Origin of the sequence: Salmonella sp. NW1250 (assembly GCF_051812965.1) — a bacterium.
GTDB classification, from domain to species: domain Bacteria; phylum Pseudomonadota; class Gammaproteobacteria; order Enterobacterales; family Enterobacteriaceae; genus Salmonella; species Salmonella enterica.
On record NZ_JAMNDD010000006.1, the window covers coordinates 109,604 to 123,284 of the forward strand.

The 13,681-nt window shown below is 53.2% G+C and carries 13 protein-coding genes; 9 read left to right on the forward strand and 4 right to left on the reverse strand.

Annotation, left to right across the window (positions count from 1 at the left end):
- The first annotated feature begins 449 nt into the window (after positions 1–449).
- From NBA72_RS12435 to opgB, 6 genes are all read left to right on the forward strand, one after another.
- Positions 450–1,226, forward strand: coding sequence for a threonine/serine ThrE exporter family protein (locus tag NBA72_RS12435; protein ID WP_001747536.1), 777 nt, complete (start codon positions 450–452; stop codon positions 1,224–1,226).
- On the forward strand, positions 1,217–1,690 hold the full coding sequence (locus NBA72_RS12440; RefSeq protein WP_000511329.1) for a threonine/serine exporter: 474 nt from the start codon (positions 1,217–1,219) through the stop codon (positions 1,688–1,690). The genes NBA72_RS12435 and NBA72_RS12440 overlap by 10 nt, the downstream gene beginning before the upstream one ends.
- Before the next feature lie 92 nt (positions 1,691–1,782).
- Positions 1,783–2,322, forward strand: coding sequence for a primosomal protein DnaT (dnaT, locus tag NBA72_RS12445; RefSeq protein WP_000098578.1), 540 nt, complete (start codon positions 1,783–1,785; stop codon positions 2,320–2,322).
- 2 nt (positions 2,323–2,324) lie between these two features.
- Positions 2,325–3,062, forward strand: a complete 738-nt coding sequence (gene dnaC, locus NBA72_RS12450; protein ID WP_000799924.1) for a DNA replication protein DnaC — start codon at positions 2,325–2,327, stop codon at positions 3,060–3,062.
- A gap of 57 nt (positions 3,063–3,119) precedes the next feature.
- On the forward strand, positions 3,120–3,581 hold the full coding sequence (locus NBA72_RS12455; RefSeq protein WP_042947771.1) for a DUF2501 domain-containing protein: 462 nt from the start codon (positions 3,120–3,122) through the stop codon (positions 3,579–3,581).
- A 282-nt stretch (positions 3,582–3,863) separates the two neighbouring features.
- Positions 3,864–6,155: a phosphatidylglycerol--membrane-oligosaccharide glycerophosphotransferase gene (opgB, locus tag NBA72_RS12460; RefSeq protein ID WP_042947772.1), complete on the forward strand. Its 2,292-nt coding sequence runs from the start codon at positions 3,864–3,866 to the stop codon at positions 6,153–6,155.
- A 168-nt stretch (positions 6,156–6,323) separates the two neighbouring features.
- On the opposite strand, the gene tsr is transcribed toward opgB, so the two are convergent.
- Positions 6,324–7,985, reverse strand: coding sequence for a methyl-accepting chemotaxis protein (gene tsr, locus NBA72_RS12465; protein WP_000919512.1), 1,662 nt, complete (start codon positions 7,983–7,985; stop codon positions 6,324–6,326).
- Positions 7,986–8,351: 366 nt separating this feature from the next.
- Between tsr and btsT the strand changes: the two genes are divergently transcribed.
- From btsT to yjiA, 3 genes are all read left to right on the forward strand, one after another.
- The gene (btsT, locus tag NBA72_RS12470; RefSeq protein WP_000379928.1) at positions 8,352–10,502 is read left to right on the forward strand and encodes a pyruvate/proton symporter BtsT; all 2,151 of its coding nucleotides are present in this window, start codon (positions 8,352–8,354) and stop codon (positions 10,500–10,502) included.
- Positions 10,503–10,596: 94 nt separating this feature from the next.
- Positions 10,597–10,800: a YbdD/YjiX family protein gene (locus tag NBA72_RS12475; RefSeq protein ID WP_000460616.1), complete on the forward strand. Its 204-nt coding sequence runs from the start codon at positions 10,597–10,599 to the stop codon at positions 10,798–10,800.
- A gap of 10 nt (positions 10,801–10,810) precedes the next feature.
- Positions 10,811–11,767, forward strand: coding sequence for a GTPase (yjiA, locus tag NBA72_RS12480; protein ID WP_000187840.1), 957 nt, complete (start codon positions 10,811–10,813; stop codon positions 11,765–11,767).
- 74 nt (positions 11,768–11,841) lie between these two features.
- On the opposite strand, the gene NBA72_RS12485 is transcribed toward yjiA, so the two are convergent.
- The 3 genes from NBA72_RS12485 to NBA72_RS12495 all read right to left on the reverse strand — a co-directional run bounded on the left by NBA72_RS12485 (position 11,842) and on the right by NBA72_RS12495 (position 13,601).
- The gene (locus NBA72_RS12485; RefSeq protein ID WP_000063143.1) at positions 11,842–12,144 is read right to left on the reverse strand and encodes a BrnA antitoxin family protein; all 303 of its coding nucleotides are present in this window, start codon (positions 12,142–12,144) and stop codon (positions 11,842–11,844) included.
- Positions 12,131–12,418: a BrnT family toxin gene (locus tag NBA72_RS12490; protein ID WP_001131963.1), complete on the reverse strand. Its 288-nt coding sequence runs from the start codon at positions 12,416–12,418 to the stop codon at positions 12,131–12,133. The genes NBA72_RS12485 and NBA72_RS12490 overlap by 14 nt, the downstream gene beginning before the upstream one ends.
- Positions 12,419–12,686: 268 nt before the next feature.
- Positions 12,687–13,601, reverse strand: a complete 915-nt coding sequence (locus NBA72_RS12495; protein WP_000290515.1) for a restriction endonuclease — start codon at positions 13,599–13,601, stop codon at positions 12,687–12,689.
- Positions 13,602–13,681 lie beyond the last annotated feature (80 nt).

The following is a 13,681-nucleotide window of genomic DNA, read 5'->3' on the forward strand; positions in this document are numbered from 1 at the left end:
TTTAAAATATGAGTTCGTCCTTCATTCATATTGCTGAGTCCTAAAACAAAAGCCCAACAATACTGTCTACCATCCATAAAACCCATGTAATATCTGCGAATTACACTAAGGTATGCCTATTTTTACGCCCGCTGCTCACGCCATTGTGGTTAAACCATTAATGCATATCGTTGATAAAATTCACCACATCATTGATTCAAAAATGAGCGGCCAGGCTGGCATAATGCCTCTATTCTGGAAACGGACATACGAGAACCGTCGCCCATAAGGATATCCTGCCTGTGACGAAGCGCACGTCTCAGGAAGCTTATGCGTTGCGTCTGGTGGTTGACGTTTTTATCAACAAGAAATTGATCTTAACCAACGCCATCATGCCTGCGCTTCGTGTTAAAAAGAAAGCCTCTGTCATAGTGGCGGCGCATAGAATGTCTTTTCGGACAGGACGAGTCATGCAAGAAGAGCAATCAATTCAACGAGCAGTAACACGGTTATGTATTCAATGCGGGCTGCTTTTATTGCAGCACGGGGCGGAAAGCGCACTGGTTGATGAGCTTTCCACCCGACTCGGTTTGGCGCTCGGTATGGATAGCGTCGAAAGCGCGATCTCCTCTAACGCCATTGTCCTGACGACCATTAAAGACGGACAATGTCTGACATCGACACGTAAAAACCAGGATCGCGGCATTAATATGCACGTCGTCACGGAGGTTCAGCATATCGTTATCCTCGCGGAACATCGTCTGCTGGATTACAAAGGCGTGGAAAAACGCTTTAGCCAGCTCCGCCCGCTGCGTTATCCGCGCTGGCTGGTGGCGTTTATGGTCGGTCTTTCCTGCTCCTGCTTTTGTAAGCTGAATAATGGCGGCTGGGATGGCGCGGTTATTACCTTTTTCGCCAGTATGATAGCCATGTATATCCGCCAGATGCTGGCGCAGCGGCATTTACATCCGCAGATCAATTTTTGCATTACCGCCTTTGTCGCTACCACGATTTCCGGGCTGATGCTCACCCTTCCCGCCTTTAGCCAGACGCCCACTATCGCCATGGCGGCGAGCGTACTGCTACTGGTGCCGGGCTTTCCGCTGATTAATTCCGTCGCAGATATGTTTAAAGGACATATTAATACCGGGCTGGCGCGCTGGGCTATCGCCAGCCTGTTGACACTGGCCACCTGTGTGGGCGTAGTGATGTCAATGACAATATGGGGGCTACGAGGATGGGTATAATCGACTTTTTACTGGCGCTAATGCAGGACATGATCTTGTCTGCGATCCCCGCCGTCGGGTTTGCGATGGTCTTTAATGTTCCCCACCGGGCGCTTCCGTGGTGCGCGCTACTGGGGGCGCTGGGTCATGGCTCGCGTATGCTGATGATGAGCGCTGGCTTTAATATCGAATGGTCGACGTTTATGGCTTCGCTGCTGGTCGGCAGTATTGGTATTCAGTGGTCACGCTGGTATCTCGCTCACCCTAAAGTGTTTACCGTCGCGGCCGTGATCCCGATGTTTCCGGGGATTTCCGCCTATACCGCGATGATTTCCGCAGTAAAAATTAGCCATCTGGGCTATAGCGAACCGATGATGATTACGCTGCTGACCAATTTTCTGAAAGCCTCTTCCATTGTTGGCGCCCTCTCAATTGGCCTCTCTGTACCGGGATTATGGCTGTACCGCAAACGCCCCCGCGTGTGATTGGTGGAACGCCTCCTGCTGTTCTTACAGGTCTGTGTGGTACTATAAAAACAGTCGCCCTTCTCGGTTGTTGTTCCATATTGAGAAACATTATGTCTTCCAGAATTTTAACGTCGGACGTCATCGGTATTGACGTCCTTTTACACGATCATCATGCTGTGCTGGCGAAGTCAACGGGCGGCGCAGTGGCGGTATTCGCTAATAATGCGCCTGCATTTTATGCCGTGACGCCTGCACGCATGGCTGAACTGCTGGCGCTTGAAGAAAAGTTATCACGTCCGGGAAGCGATGTGGCGTTAGACGCGCAATTTTACGAAGAACCCGAAGCCGCCCCCGTTGCGATTCCCTGCGGAAAATTCGCCATGTATCCCGCCTGGCAACCGGATGCGGATTTTCAGCGTCAGGCTGCCCTTTGGGGCGTGGCGCTTCGGGAGCCGGTCACCGCAGAAGAGCTGGCGGCGTTTATCGCCTACTGGCAGGCGGAAGGTAAGGTTTTTCACCATATCCAGTGGCAGCAAAAGCTGGCGCGCAGCGTGCAAATCAGCCGTTCCAGCAATGGCGGAATGCCGCAGCGCGACATCAATAGCGTCAGCGAACCTGACAATCATATTCCACCAGGTTTTAGGGGGTAACGATGAAAAATGTTGGCGACCTGATGCAGCGTCTACAAAAAATGATGCCTGCGCATATTACGCCGGCGTTTAAAACGGGCGAAGAACTGCTGGCGTGGCAGAAAGAGCAAGGCGAGATCCGGGCGGCGGCGCTGGCGCGGGAAAATCGGGCGATGAAAATGCAGCGCACCTTTAACCGTTCCGGCATTCGACCGCTGCATCAAAACTGTTCGTTTGATAACTATCGGGTTGAGTGCGACGGACAAATGAACGCGTTAAGCAAAGCCCGACAATACGTTGATGAGTTTGACGGCAATATCGCCAGCTTTGTCTTTTCCGGCAAGCCGGGAACCGGTAAAAATCATCTCGCCGCGGCTATTTGTAACGAGCTGCTGCTGCGCGGAAAATCAGTACTGATTATCACCGTGGCGGATATTATGTCAGCGATGAAAGACACGTTCAGCAATCGGGAAACCAGCGAAGAGCAGTTGCTTAACGATCTGAGTAACGTTGATCTGTTGGTGATCGACGAGATCGGCGTGCAGACCGAATCCCGCTATGAAAAAGTGATCATCAATCAAATTGTCGATCGTCGTTCCTCGTCAAAACGTCCCACCGGCATGTTGACGAACAGCAATATGGAAGAGATGACGAAAATGCTTGGCGAACGCGTCATGGACCGTATGCGTCTCGGCAACAGTTTATGGGTTAATTTTACCTGGGACAGTTACCGCAGCCGGGTGACGGGTAAAGAGTATTAAATTGCAACGTGCGCCAGGGCGATACAACGCCTGGCTGGCATAACACAGGTGATTACCATGAATACAGCGAAACATGTTCTGTGCTGCGCGGCGATCGCCAGCGTACTGATTTCCACCAGCGGTATTGCCGCCAGTCAGTTAAGCGCTCAGGGCGCGAACGCACAGCAGGGCGGGATGTCGCTTTCTGCGCTAACCGGTCTGCTCAGCAACGGCGCCCAGTCGCTCAGCGCCGATAATATGAATAATGCCGCCGGTATTTTGCAGTACTGCGCCAAACAGAAGCTGGCGTCCGCTACCAACGTGGAAAACGTTAAAAATCAGATTCTGAACAAGTTGGGGTTGGATACTACACAGCAGGAGCAGGACACTAACTACCTGAACGGCCTGCAAGGGTTGCTCAAGACGAAGGACGGCCAGCAGTTGAACCTCAATAATATCGGCAGTACGCCACTGGCGGAAAAGGTGAAAACCAAAGCTTGCGATCTGGTGTTGCAGCAAGGGCTGAATTTCCTTTCCTGACTGCGTTTTTCTGACCGTGCGCCACGCTGGGACGTCCTGATAAAAGCCGTGTTTTGGCCCTTTACCCGCCAGCACGGCATTAACCCGACTTTTCCTTTCGTCTTTTCCTGTTATTAACCGCTATGTCAGGAAGTGATGCCGATCAAAAAAACAACTTTCTAAACTCATTCTAAATAATAGCGCCGTGTAAAGTCATTAGAATTGCAGCAATGTGACATCGCTATTACATTGTTAGAAATTTTTTCCTGCCAGCGATAAGCCTGGTTTATTGAGGATCGTCAGTTGTCCGAGTTGCTCTCTGTCGCTCTGTTTCTCGCCTCTGTGCTGATATATGCCTGGAAGGCGGGCCGTAACACCTGGTGGTTTGCCGCCACTCTCACGGTGCTGGGACTTTTTGTCATTCTGAATATTACCCTGTATGCCAGCGACTATTTTACCGGCGACGGGATCAACGACGCAGTGCTTTATACGCTCACGAATAGTCTGACGGGAGCGGGAGTCGGCAAATATATTCTGCCGGGAATCGGCATTGCCCTGGCGTTAGTGGCGGTATTTGGCGCGCTGGGATGGGTACTACGCCGCCGCCGTCACCATCCTCATCATGTCGGTTACAGCCTGCTGGCGTTACTGCTGGCGTTGGGTTCGGTCGACGCCAGCCCGGCGTTTCGCCAGATTACCGAACTGGTAAAATCACAAATGCGCGATGGCGATCCGGATTTTGCCGTTTATTATAAAGAACCAGCAAAAACCATTCCTAATCCGAAGCTCAATCTGGTCTATATCTACGGCGAGAGCCTGGAACGGACCTATTTTGATAATGACGCGTTCCCCAATCTCACGCCAGAGTTGGGCGCGCTGAAAAATGAGGGGCTGGATTTCAGCCATACCATGCAACTGCCGGGAACGGATTACACCATCGCCGGGATGGTGGCCTCCCAGTGTGGTATTCCGCTGTTTGCGCCGTTTGAGGGCAATGCCTCAGCGTCGGTTTCCAGCTTCTTCCCGCAGAATATCTGCCTCGGCGATATTCTGAAAAACTCCGGCTACCAGAACTATTTCGTGCAGGGCGCTAACCTGCGTTTTGCCGGGAAAGACGTGTTCCTGAAATCACACGGATTTGATCATCTGTACGGCGCTGAAGAGCTGAAAACGGTGGTGGCAGACCCGTCTTATCGTAACGACTGGGGCTTCTACGACGATACGGTGCTTGATGAGGCATGGAAGAAATTTGAAGCGCTTTCCCGCTCAGGCCAGCGTTTTTCGCTGTTTACGCTGACCGTAGATACTCACCACCCGGACGGGTTTATCTCACGCACCTGCAACCGCAAACGCTACGATTACGACGGCAAGCCCAACCAGTCCTTTAGCGCCGTAAGTTGCAGCCAGGAAAACATCGCCGAGTTTATCAACAAAATCAAAGCGTCACCGTGGTTTAAAGATACCGTTATCGTCGTCTCTTCCGACCATCTGGCGATGAACAATACCGCCTGGAAATACCTGAATAAGCAAGATCGCAACAATCTGTTTTTCATTCTGCGCGGCGATAAACCGCAGCAGGAGACGCTGGCGGTCAAACGCAACACGATGGACAACGGCGCAACGGTGCTGGATATTCTCGGCGGCGATAATTTTATCGGTCTGGGACGTAGCAGCCTTTCCGGGCAGTCGCTGTCGGAAGTGTTCCTGAATGTAAAAGAGAAAGTGCTGGCGATGAAGCCGGATATTATTCGCCTGTGGAATTTTCCGAAAGAGATAAAAGCGTTCACTATCGATCGGGACAAAAACATGATCGCGTTTTCCGGCAGCCACTTCCGCCTGCCGTTACTACTGCGCGTATCGGATAAGCGTGTTGAACCGTTACCGGAAAGTGAATACTCCGCTCCGCTGCGGTTCCAGTTGGCCGACTTCGCCCCGCGCGATAATTTCGTTTGGATCGATCGCTGCTACAAAATGGCGCAGCTATGGGCACCGGCGCTGGCGCTCTCCACCGACTGGTGCGTCTCGCAGGGGCAGCTTGGCGGGCAGCAAACCGTACAGCATGTCGATAAAGCGCAGTGGCAGGGTAAGACGGCGTTTAAAGATACGATGATCGATATGGAACGCTACAAAGGCAACATCGATACCTTAAAGATTGTCGATAACGATATTCGTTATAAAGCCGATAGCTTTATCTTTAATGTGGCGGGCGCGCCGGAGGAGGTGAAGCAGTTTAGCGGCATTTCCCGGCCGGAGTCCTGGGGGCGCTGGTCAAATGCGCAGTTGGGCGATGAGGTTAAAATCGAATATAAAGCGCCGCTGCCGAAAAAGTTTGATCTGGTGATCACCGCCAAAGCCTTCGGCGACAACGCGAATCGGCCGATTCCGGTACGCGTAGGCAACGAAGAACAGACGCTGGTGCTGGGTCACGATGTGTCCACTATCACGCTGCATTTCAACAACCCGACGGACGCGAATACCTTAGTCATTGCGCCGCCCGCTCCCGTCTCCACCAACGAAGGTAATATTTTGGGCCATTCGCCGCGCAAATTGGGGATTGGCATGGTGGAGATCAAAGTGGTGAATGTTGAGAGTTAAAAGAGAATGTCATATATGCCGGGTGGCGGCTGCGCCTTACCCGGCTTACACATCATCTTTATCAATAAACTGGCGCACAGGCCTGATAAGCGAAGCGCCATCAGGCAAAAGTGTGAACATCTCATCCGGCCTACGATCATCTGTAGGCCGACTGTTCACCATACGCCCTTAAAACGTTTCCCAATTATCGCTGCCGTCGGCCACAGCGGCCTTTGGTGACGACACGGCTGCCGGGGTTTTTACCGCTGCCACATCACGCGCACGCTGCTGTTGCTGTTGAATACGGAACACCGCGACGGCCTGGGTCAGACGGCTGGCTTGCTCTTCCAGCGCCGCAGCCGCGGCGGCGGACTCTTCTACCAGCGAGGCGTTCTGCTGCGTTACGCGATCCATCTCCGCTACCGCCAGGCCCACCTGGTCGATGCCACGACTTTGCTCGTCAGACGCCGAGGCAATCTCGCCCATGATATCGGTCACGCGGGTCACTGCATTGACGATCTCATCCATGGTTTCACCGGCGCTTTCGACCAGCGTCGACCCCACATCAACACGGCTCACGGAATCCTCAATCAGACTCTTGATCTCTCGTGCCGCCTGCGCGCTACGCTGGGCCAGATTACGGACTTCACCGGCTACCACCGCGAACCCGCGTCCCTGCTCGCCTGCGCGCGCCGCTTCTACCGCCGCATTCAGCGCCAGGATATTGGTCTGGAAAGCAATACCGTCGATTACGCTGATAATATCGGCGATTTTCTGCGAACTGGAGGCGATATCGCGCATTGTTTGTACGACGTTATCCACCACTTTTCCGCCTTTTTGCGCTGTTTCAGAGGCGCTCAATGCCAGGTGACTGGCCTGACGGGCGTTTTCGGCGTTCTGTTTCACGGTGGCGGTCAGTTGTTCCATACTGGCGGCGGTCTCTTCCAGAGACGCTGCCTGCTGCTCAGTACGGGAAGAGAGATCGTTGTTACCCATCGCAATCTCGCTGGCACCGCTATAGATCGCATTCGCGCCGTTACGTACATCGCCAACGGTACGCATCAGTTCACTTTGCATATGACGCAGGTTTTCAGCCAACTGCCCCATTTCGTTGGAGCCTTCCACGTCGATACGCTTCACCAGATCGCCGCTGGCGATATGACGAATGCTTTCAATCAGACGATTCATCGGGGCGATAAGCGACAGTTTGATGCCGAACCAGACGGCGATAATGACCACCAGAACGGCAATCAGCACACTGACCAGTACCCACATCGCCTGGTTGTAGGAACTGTTGTTATCCTCAACAGCAATATCGTACAGACGATCGTTTTGCTGCATATAGGCCATGTACTGCTTCTCAAAAGCGTCCTGATAGCTTTGAGTCGGTTGATCAAAAAACTCGTTAATCTTACCCGCGCCAAGAAGCTGAATAAGCTCCGCCAACGCACCGTGGTAGATATCATAGGTTCGTTTGATCTCAAGGAAAGCCGCTTCACTCTGACGTGGATCGCGCGGTAACGCCTCATACTGCGCCCAGTTTTTTTCGGTCAGCTTCAGCGTATTGGTCGCCCCCTGCATCAGTTCAGCGACAGTTGCGCCGCTGCCAATATTGCTCTGGTCCATCATCCAGCGGATACCCGCGCGATTCAGGGTATTACGCGTTTGCAACAGCTCCACCCAGGTTGCATTCAGGGCAGACTGCTGCTGACGAATGGTTTGCAATACGGTGAAGTTTTCTTTGTCATTCTTCAGCGAGTTGAAGAACAGCCCGCCGGATGTCAGTTGTAAAAGGCCAAATAGCGCCAATACCAGCAGTAAGCTGGTAACAATTTTAATTCGCTTTAACATGTTTTCTCTTTCCGCTAGACAGATACAGAATTTTCGGCCTGGAAAGGGAAAACTTTATGGGATGCGCGCCATTAATATCACGATTAGCTCAGTGAAGTCGTTATGACGCCCCGCGCAACAAGGATCGTCCCATTTTATATCGTGATCTCAATCACATAAAATAGCCCACGCCCTCCTCCGCGAAACCGCTTACCGGTACGTCCGACCGCTTAAACCGCCATACAACCACTCACTGATTTACCTAACTTTACGCGCGCGATGATCTGGCAAGATCCTCTCAGCATAGCAGTCAATCTACCTCCTCAAACACGAACTCAATGTCCACCCAGCTTCGGCTGATAATTAAACTTACAACCAGGTTTTACTATGGATACGAAAAAGATATTCAAGCACATACCCTGGGTGATTCTCGGAATCATCGGTGCTTTCTGCCTCTCGGTCGTTGCCCTACGTCGGGGTGAACACGTGAGCGCCCTGTGGATCGTGGTCGCTTCCGTTTCCGTCTATCTGGTGGCTTACCGCTACTACAGCCTGTATATCGCCCAGAAGGTCATGAAACTCGACCCGACGCGCGCGACGCCGGCGGTTATCAATAACGACGGCCTGAACTACGTGCCGACTAACCGCTACGTGCTGTTTGGTCACCACTTCGCCGCCATCGCCGGCGCAGGTCCGCTGGTCGGGCCGGTATTGGCTGCGCAGATGGGCTATCTGCCGGGGACACTGTGGTTACTGGCGGGCGTGGTGCTCGCGGGCGCAGTGCAGGACTTTATGGTGCTGTTCATCTCCTCCCGCCGTAACGGCGCCTCTCTTGGCGAGATGATCAAAGAAGAGATGGGGACCGTTCCAGGCACCATCGCGCTGTTCGGCTGCTTCTTAATTATGATCATCATCCTCGCGGTGCTGGCATTAATCGTAGTTAAAGCGCTGGCCGAAAGCCCGTGGGGCGTCTTTACCGTCTGCTCCACGGTGCCGATTGCGCTGTTTATGGGCATCTACATGCGCTTCCTGCGTCCGGGACGCGTAGGCGAAGTCTCCGTTATTGGTATCGTGCTGCTGGTGGCGTCTATTTACTTCGGCGGCGTGATTGCCCACGACCCTTACTGGGGCCCGGCGCTGACCTTTAAAGACACCACCATTACCTTCGCGCTGATCGGCTACGCCTTTGTTTCCGCGCTGCTGCCGGTATGGCTGATCCTCGCCCCGCGCGACTATCTCGCTACCTTCCTGAAAATCGGCGTGATCGTCGGTCTGGCGCTGGGGATTGTGATCCTCAACCCGGAACTGAAAATGCCGGCATTGACGCAATATGTCGACGGTACTGGCCCGCTGTGGAAAGGCGCCCTGTTCCCGTTCCTGTTCATCACCATCGCCTGTGGCGCCGTCTCTGGCTTCCACGCGCTCATCTCTTCCGGTACCACGCCGAAACTGCTGGCCTGTGAGACCGATGCGCGTTTTATCGGCTACGGCGCGATGCTGATGGAGTCCTTTGTTGCGGTGATGGCGCTGGTGGCGGCCTCGATCATTGAACCGGGTCTCTACTTCGCGATGAACACCCCGCCGGCAGGTCTGGGCATTACCATGCCAAACCTGCACGAGATGGGCGGCGAGAACGCGCCGCTGATTATGGCGCAGTTGAAAGACGTTACCGCACACGCGGCGGCGACCGTCAGCTCCTGGGGCTTTGTGATTTCCCCGGAACAAATCCTGCAAACGGCGAAAGATATCGGTGAACCGTCAGTATTGAACCGCGCAGGCGGCGCGCCAACGCTGGCAGTAGGTATCGCGCATGTGTTCCACAAAGTCCTGCCGATGGCGGATATGGGCTTCTGGTATCACTTTGGTATTCTGTTCGAAGCACTGTTTATCCTGACCGCACTGGATGCGGGTACCCGTTCCGGCCGCTTTATGTTGCAGGATTTGCTGGGTAACTTCGTCCCGTTCCTGAAAAAAACCGATTCTCTGGTCGCGGGTATCATCGGTACCGCAGGCTGCGTCGGTTTGTGGGGCTATCTGCTGTATCAGGGCGTGGTCGACCCGCTGGGCGGCGTGAAGAGCCTGTGGCCGCTGTTCGGTATCTCTAACCAGATGCTGGCCGCCGTGGCGCTGGTGTTGAGCACCGTGGTACTGATCAAAATGCAGCGCACCAAGTACATCTGGGTGACGGTAATCCCGGCGGTATGGCTGCTGATCTGCACCACCTGGGCACTGGGCCTGAAACTGTTCAGCGCCAACCCACAGATGGAAGGTTTCTTCTACATGGCAAACCTGTATAAAGAGAAGATTGCCAACGGCACCAACCTGACCGCGCAGCAGATTGCCAATATGAACCATATCGTGGTGAACAACTACACTAACGCTGGTTTGAGTATTCTGTTCCTGGTGGTGGTGTACAGTATTATCTTCTACGGTTTCACCACCTGGATGAAGGTACGCAACAGCGATAAACGTACCGATAAAGAAACCCCGTATGTGCCCGTGCCGGAAGGCGGCGTGAAGATCTCTTCACACCACTAAAACTGATGCCGGGTAGCGCACAGCGACCCCGGCTAGTGTAGGCCGGATAAGGCGCAAGCCGCCATCCGGCTTTATTCATTAACAGGACGGCAGAATGTTTGATACTTTAGGTCAGGCAAAAAAATATCTCGGCCAGGCGGCAAAAATGTTGATTGGTATTCCGGACTACGACAACTATGTCGAGCACATGAAAACCAACCATCCCGACAAGCCGTACATGACCTATGAAGAGTTCTTCCGCGAACGTCAGCAAGCACGTTACGGCGGCGATGGCAAAGGCGGTATGCGCTGTTGTTAATGGAGAGACTATGACCCCGATTGCAGTTACCCTACTTACCGGTTTTCTTGGTGCCGGCAAAACCACCCTACTACGCCATATCCTCAACGAACAACATGGTTTTAAAATCGCCGTTATCGAAAACGAATTTGGCGAAGTCTCCGTTGACGATCAACTGATTGGCGATCGCGCTACACAGATCAAAACCCTGACTAACGGCTGCATCTGCTGTACCCGCTCCAACGAGCTGGAAGATGCGCTATTAGACCTGCTCGACAGCCGCGACCGCGGCGATATTGCTTTCGACCGCCTGGTGATTGAATGCACCGGCATGGCTGACCCCGGCCCGATTATTCAGACCTTTTTCTCCCATGACGTATTATGCGAACGCTACCTGTTAGACGGCGTGATTGCGCTGGTCGACGCGGTGCACGCTAACGAGCAGATGAACCAGTTCACCATCGCCCAGTCGCAGATAGGCTACGCCGACCGCATTCTGTTGACCAAAACCGACGTGGCAGGCGACAGCGAGAAACTGCGCGAGCGGCTGGCGCGTATCAACGCCCGCGCCCCGGTTTACACCGTGGTACACGGCGATATTGACCTGAGTCAGTTGTTTAATACCAGCGGCTTTATGCTGGAAGAGAACGTGCTGGCAAGCCAACCGCGTTTCCACTTTATTGCCGATAAACAGAACGATGTGTCGTCAATTGTGGTGGAACTGGATTACCCGGTGGATATCAGCGAGGTTTCGCGGGTGATGGAAAACCTGCTGCTGGAATCAGCGGATAAACTGCTGCGTTACAAAGGGATGCTGTGGATCGACGGCGAACCCAACCGCCTGCTGTTCCAGGGCGTGCAGCGTCTCTACAGCGCCGACTGGGACAGACCGTGGGGCGACGAAACGCCGCACAGCACGCTAGTGTTTATCGGGATCCAGTTGCCGGAAGACGAGATTAGAACGGCATTTGCGGGGTTAAGGAAGTAACCATTAAGCGCTTATCTGGCCTGGCGGGAATTTGTAGGCCGGATAAGGCGCAGCCGCCATCCGGCATCTTCGGGCTATTTCTTATTTTGCTCGCGCAGCATCGCCTCGCGCAGAATGGCATTGAGCCGCGTCTGGTAGCCTTTTCCTGGCCGTTTCAGCCACTCCATCACATCGGCGTCAATACGCACCGAGGCCTGAGTTTTTAACGGGCGAAAAAACTTACCACGCACTGCTTCAGACCACTGCCCATCCTCCGAAGCGGGAATGTCGCTGTAATCAATCTCATCATCTGATTTTTTCACCAGCGCCTTCAGTTCAGCCTCATGCTGAGCACTCAGCGCGGATGCGTTGCCGCGTTTATGTTTAACCATGCTCATAACGATTCCTCTCTTTTCTGTCTGCCTTGCGGGCGCTGATGATACGGATAACTTCAAAACCACTTTCGAACCGAACGCTATGAGCAACCAGAATGACCACAATGCCATGAACAAGGCCGAGGGTCTGCCAACGATATTCTCCATTCTCATAACGCTCCTGACGTGACAGGTGTCGGGGATCGTCAAACACCAGTACCGCATCCTCAAAGCGGACACCGTGCTTCCTCAGGTTGCTTTTAGCCTTGTTCGCATCCCATTCAAACTCCATCGGCATGTGTTTTCCCTAATTGTATATACAAAAATGTATATACAATTATCTTACGATTATACCTGGATTGTTGGAAATAGCTTCACAATTTGCGTATTCGAGATAAAAGAAAATTGACCAGAAGAGTAGGCTGCAGAAGGCGCAGCCGCTATCCGGCATGGGTTTAGGCTGATACGCAGCCATAGAAAGTCACGTGATTTCTGGGCGAGAGGAAACACTGGTGCCCACAACGTGATCCATCTCAATTACCCGCAATCAGGTTCCAGCGTTACCACTACTCAAAGTAATCCATATCGAGCTTTGGCAACTTGAGTAAACGTGAGGATACGCCAATATCATTATCAATCATCAGATGCACCAGCCTGTCGCCATCCACCAGCACCAGACCTTCAACTTTGTTAGCATAGTCTCTGGCATGCGCCGTAAAGCCTGAGGTGGTAATAAAGACGCCACGTTTCACTTTTTGCTCAGGCAATGCACCATAAAAGCCCCTGACTTCAGCGCTCCCAACGGTGCCTTTCCAGCGTTTGGCCTGAACGTAGACTTTTTCCAGCCCGAGCTTATCGAGAGAGATAATACCGTCAATGCCGCCATCGCCGGTTCCCCCGACGCGCTGCAAATCACCGCGATGACCGCCATATCCCAGGCGGTGCAACACATCTAACACAATCACTTCAAAACGCGCCGGCGAAACCTGAAGCAGGTTCTCCAGCAATTCTTCGGCAACAGATTCACGAATCTCATTGAGCGCTTGCTCCAGGCGATCGTCCGGGCTGCTTCTGGCAAGCTCATCATCCTCAATCGATTCTGGCTGTGGATCTAACGCCACCGCATCTGCCGGCTTACTGAGCTTTACGCCGTTAAAATCACAAGCAAAATGACTCACTTCCTGCTCGGTCATCGGCTGCGGATGCGAGGCAACCCAGCTCATTCCCGCTGGTGTTAAACACCATTTTCCCCGGGATAGGCTCTGCGATAACCCGGCGCGTTTGAGACGATCGTGCGCCCAACCGGTGCGGTTCTGGTACGTCAGTTGTCCACTGGTAATCACCTCTGCACGCTGCTGCTCATTTAACCCAAGCATTTCGGCTGCAGCTTCACGCACTTCTCTGACCAAAGCGCCCTCGGGTCGAGTGGCCAGAAAACGCAACACTGGTTCAATAAATTTGTCATATGTTGGAACAGCCATAAATCCATCCCTGCTATTGATATAGATTAGATACCCCGCCGGAGAACGATACTCTTCAGGAAAACATTAGGAAAGAAGCA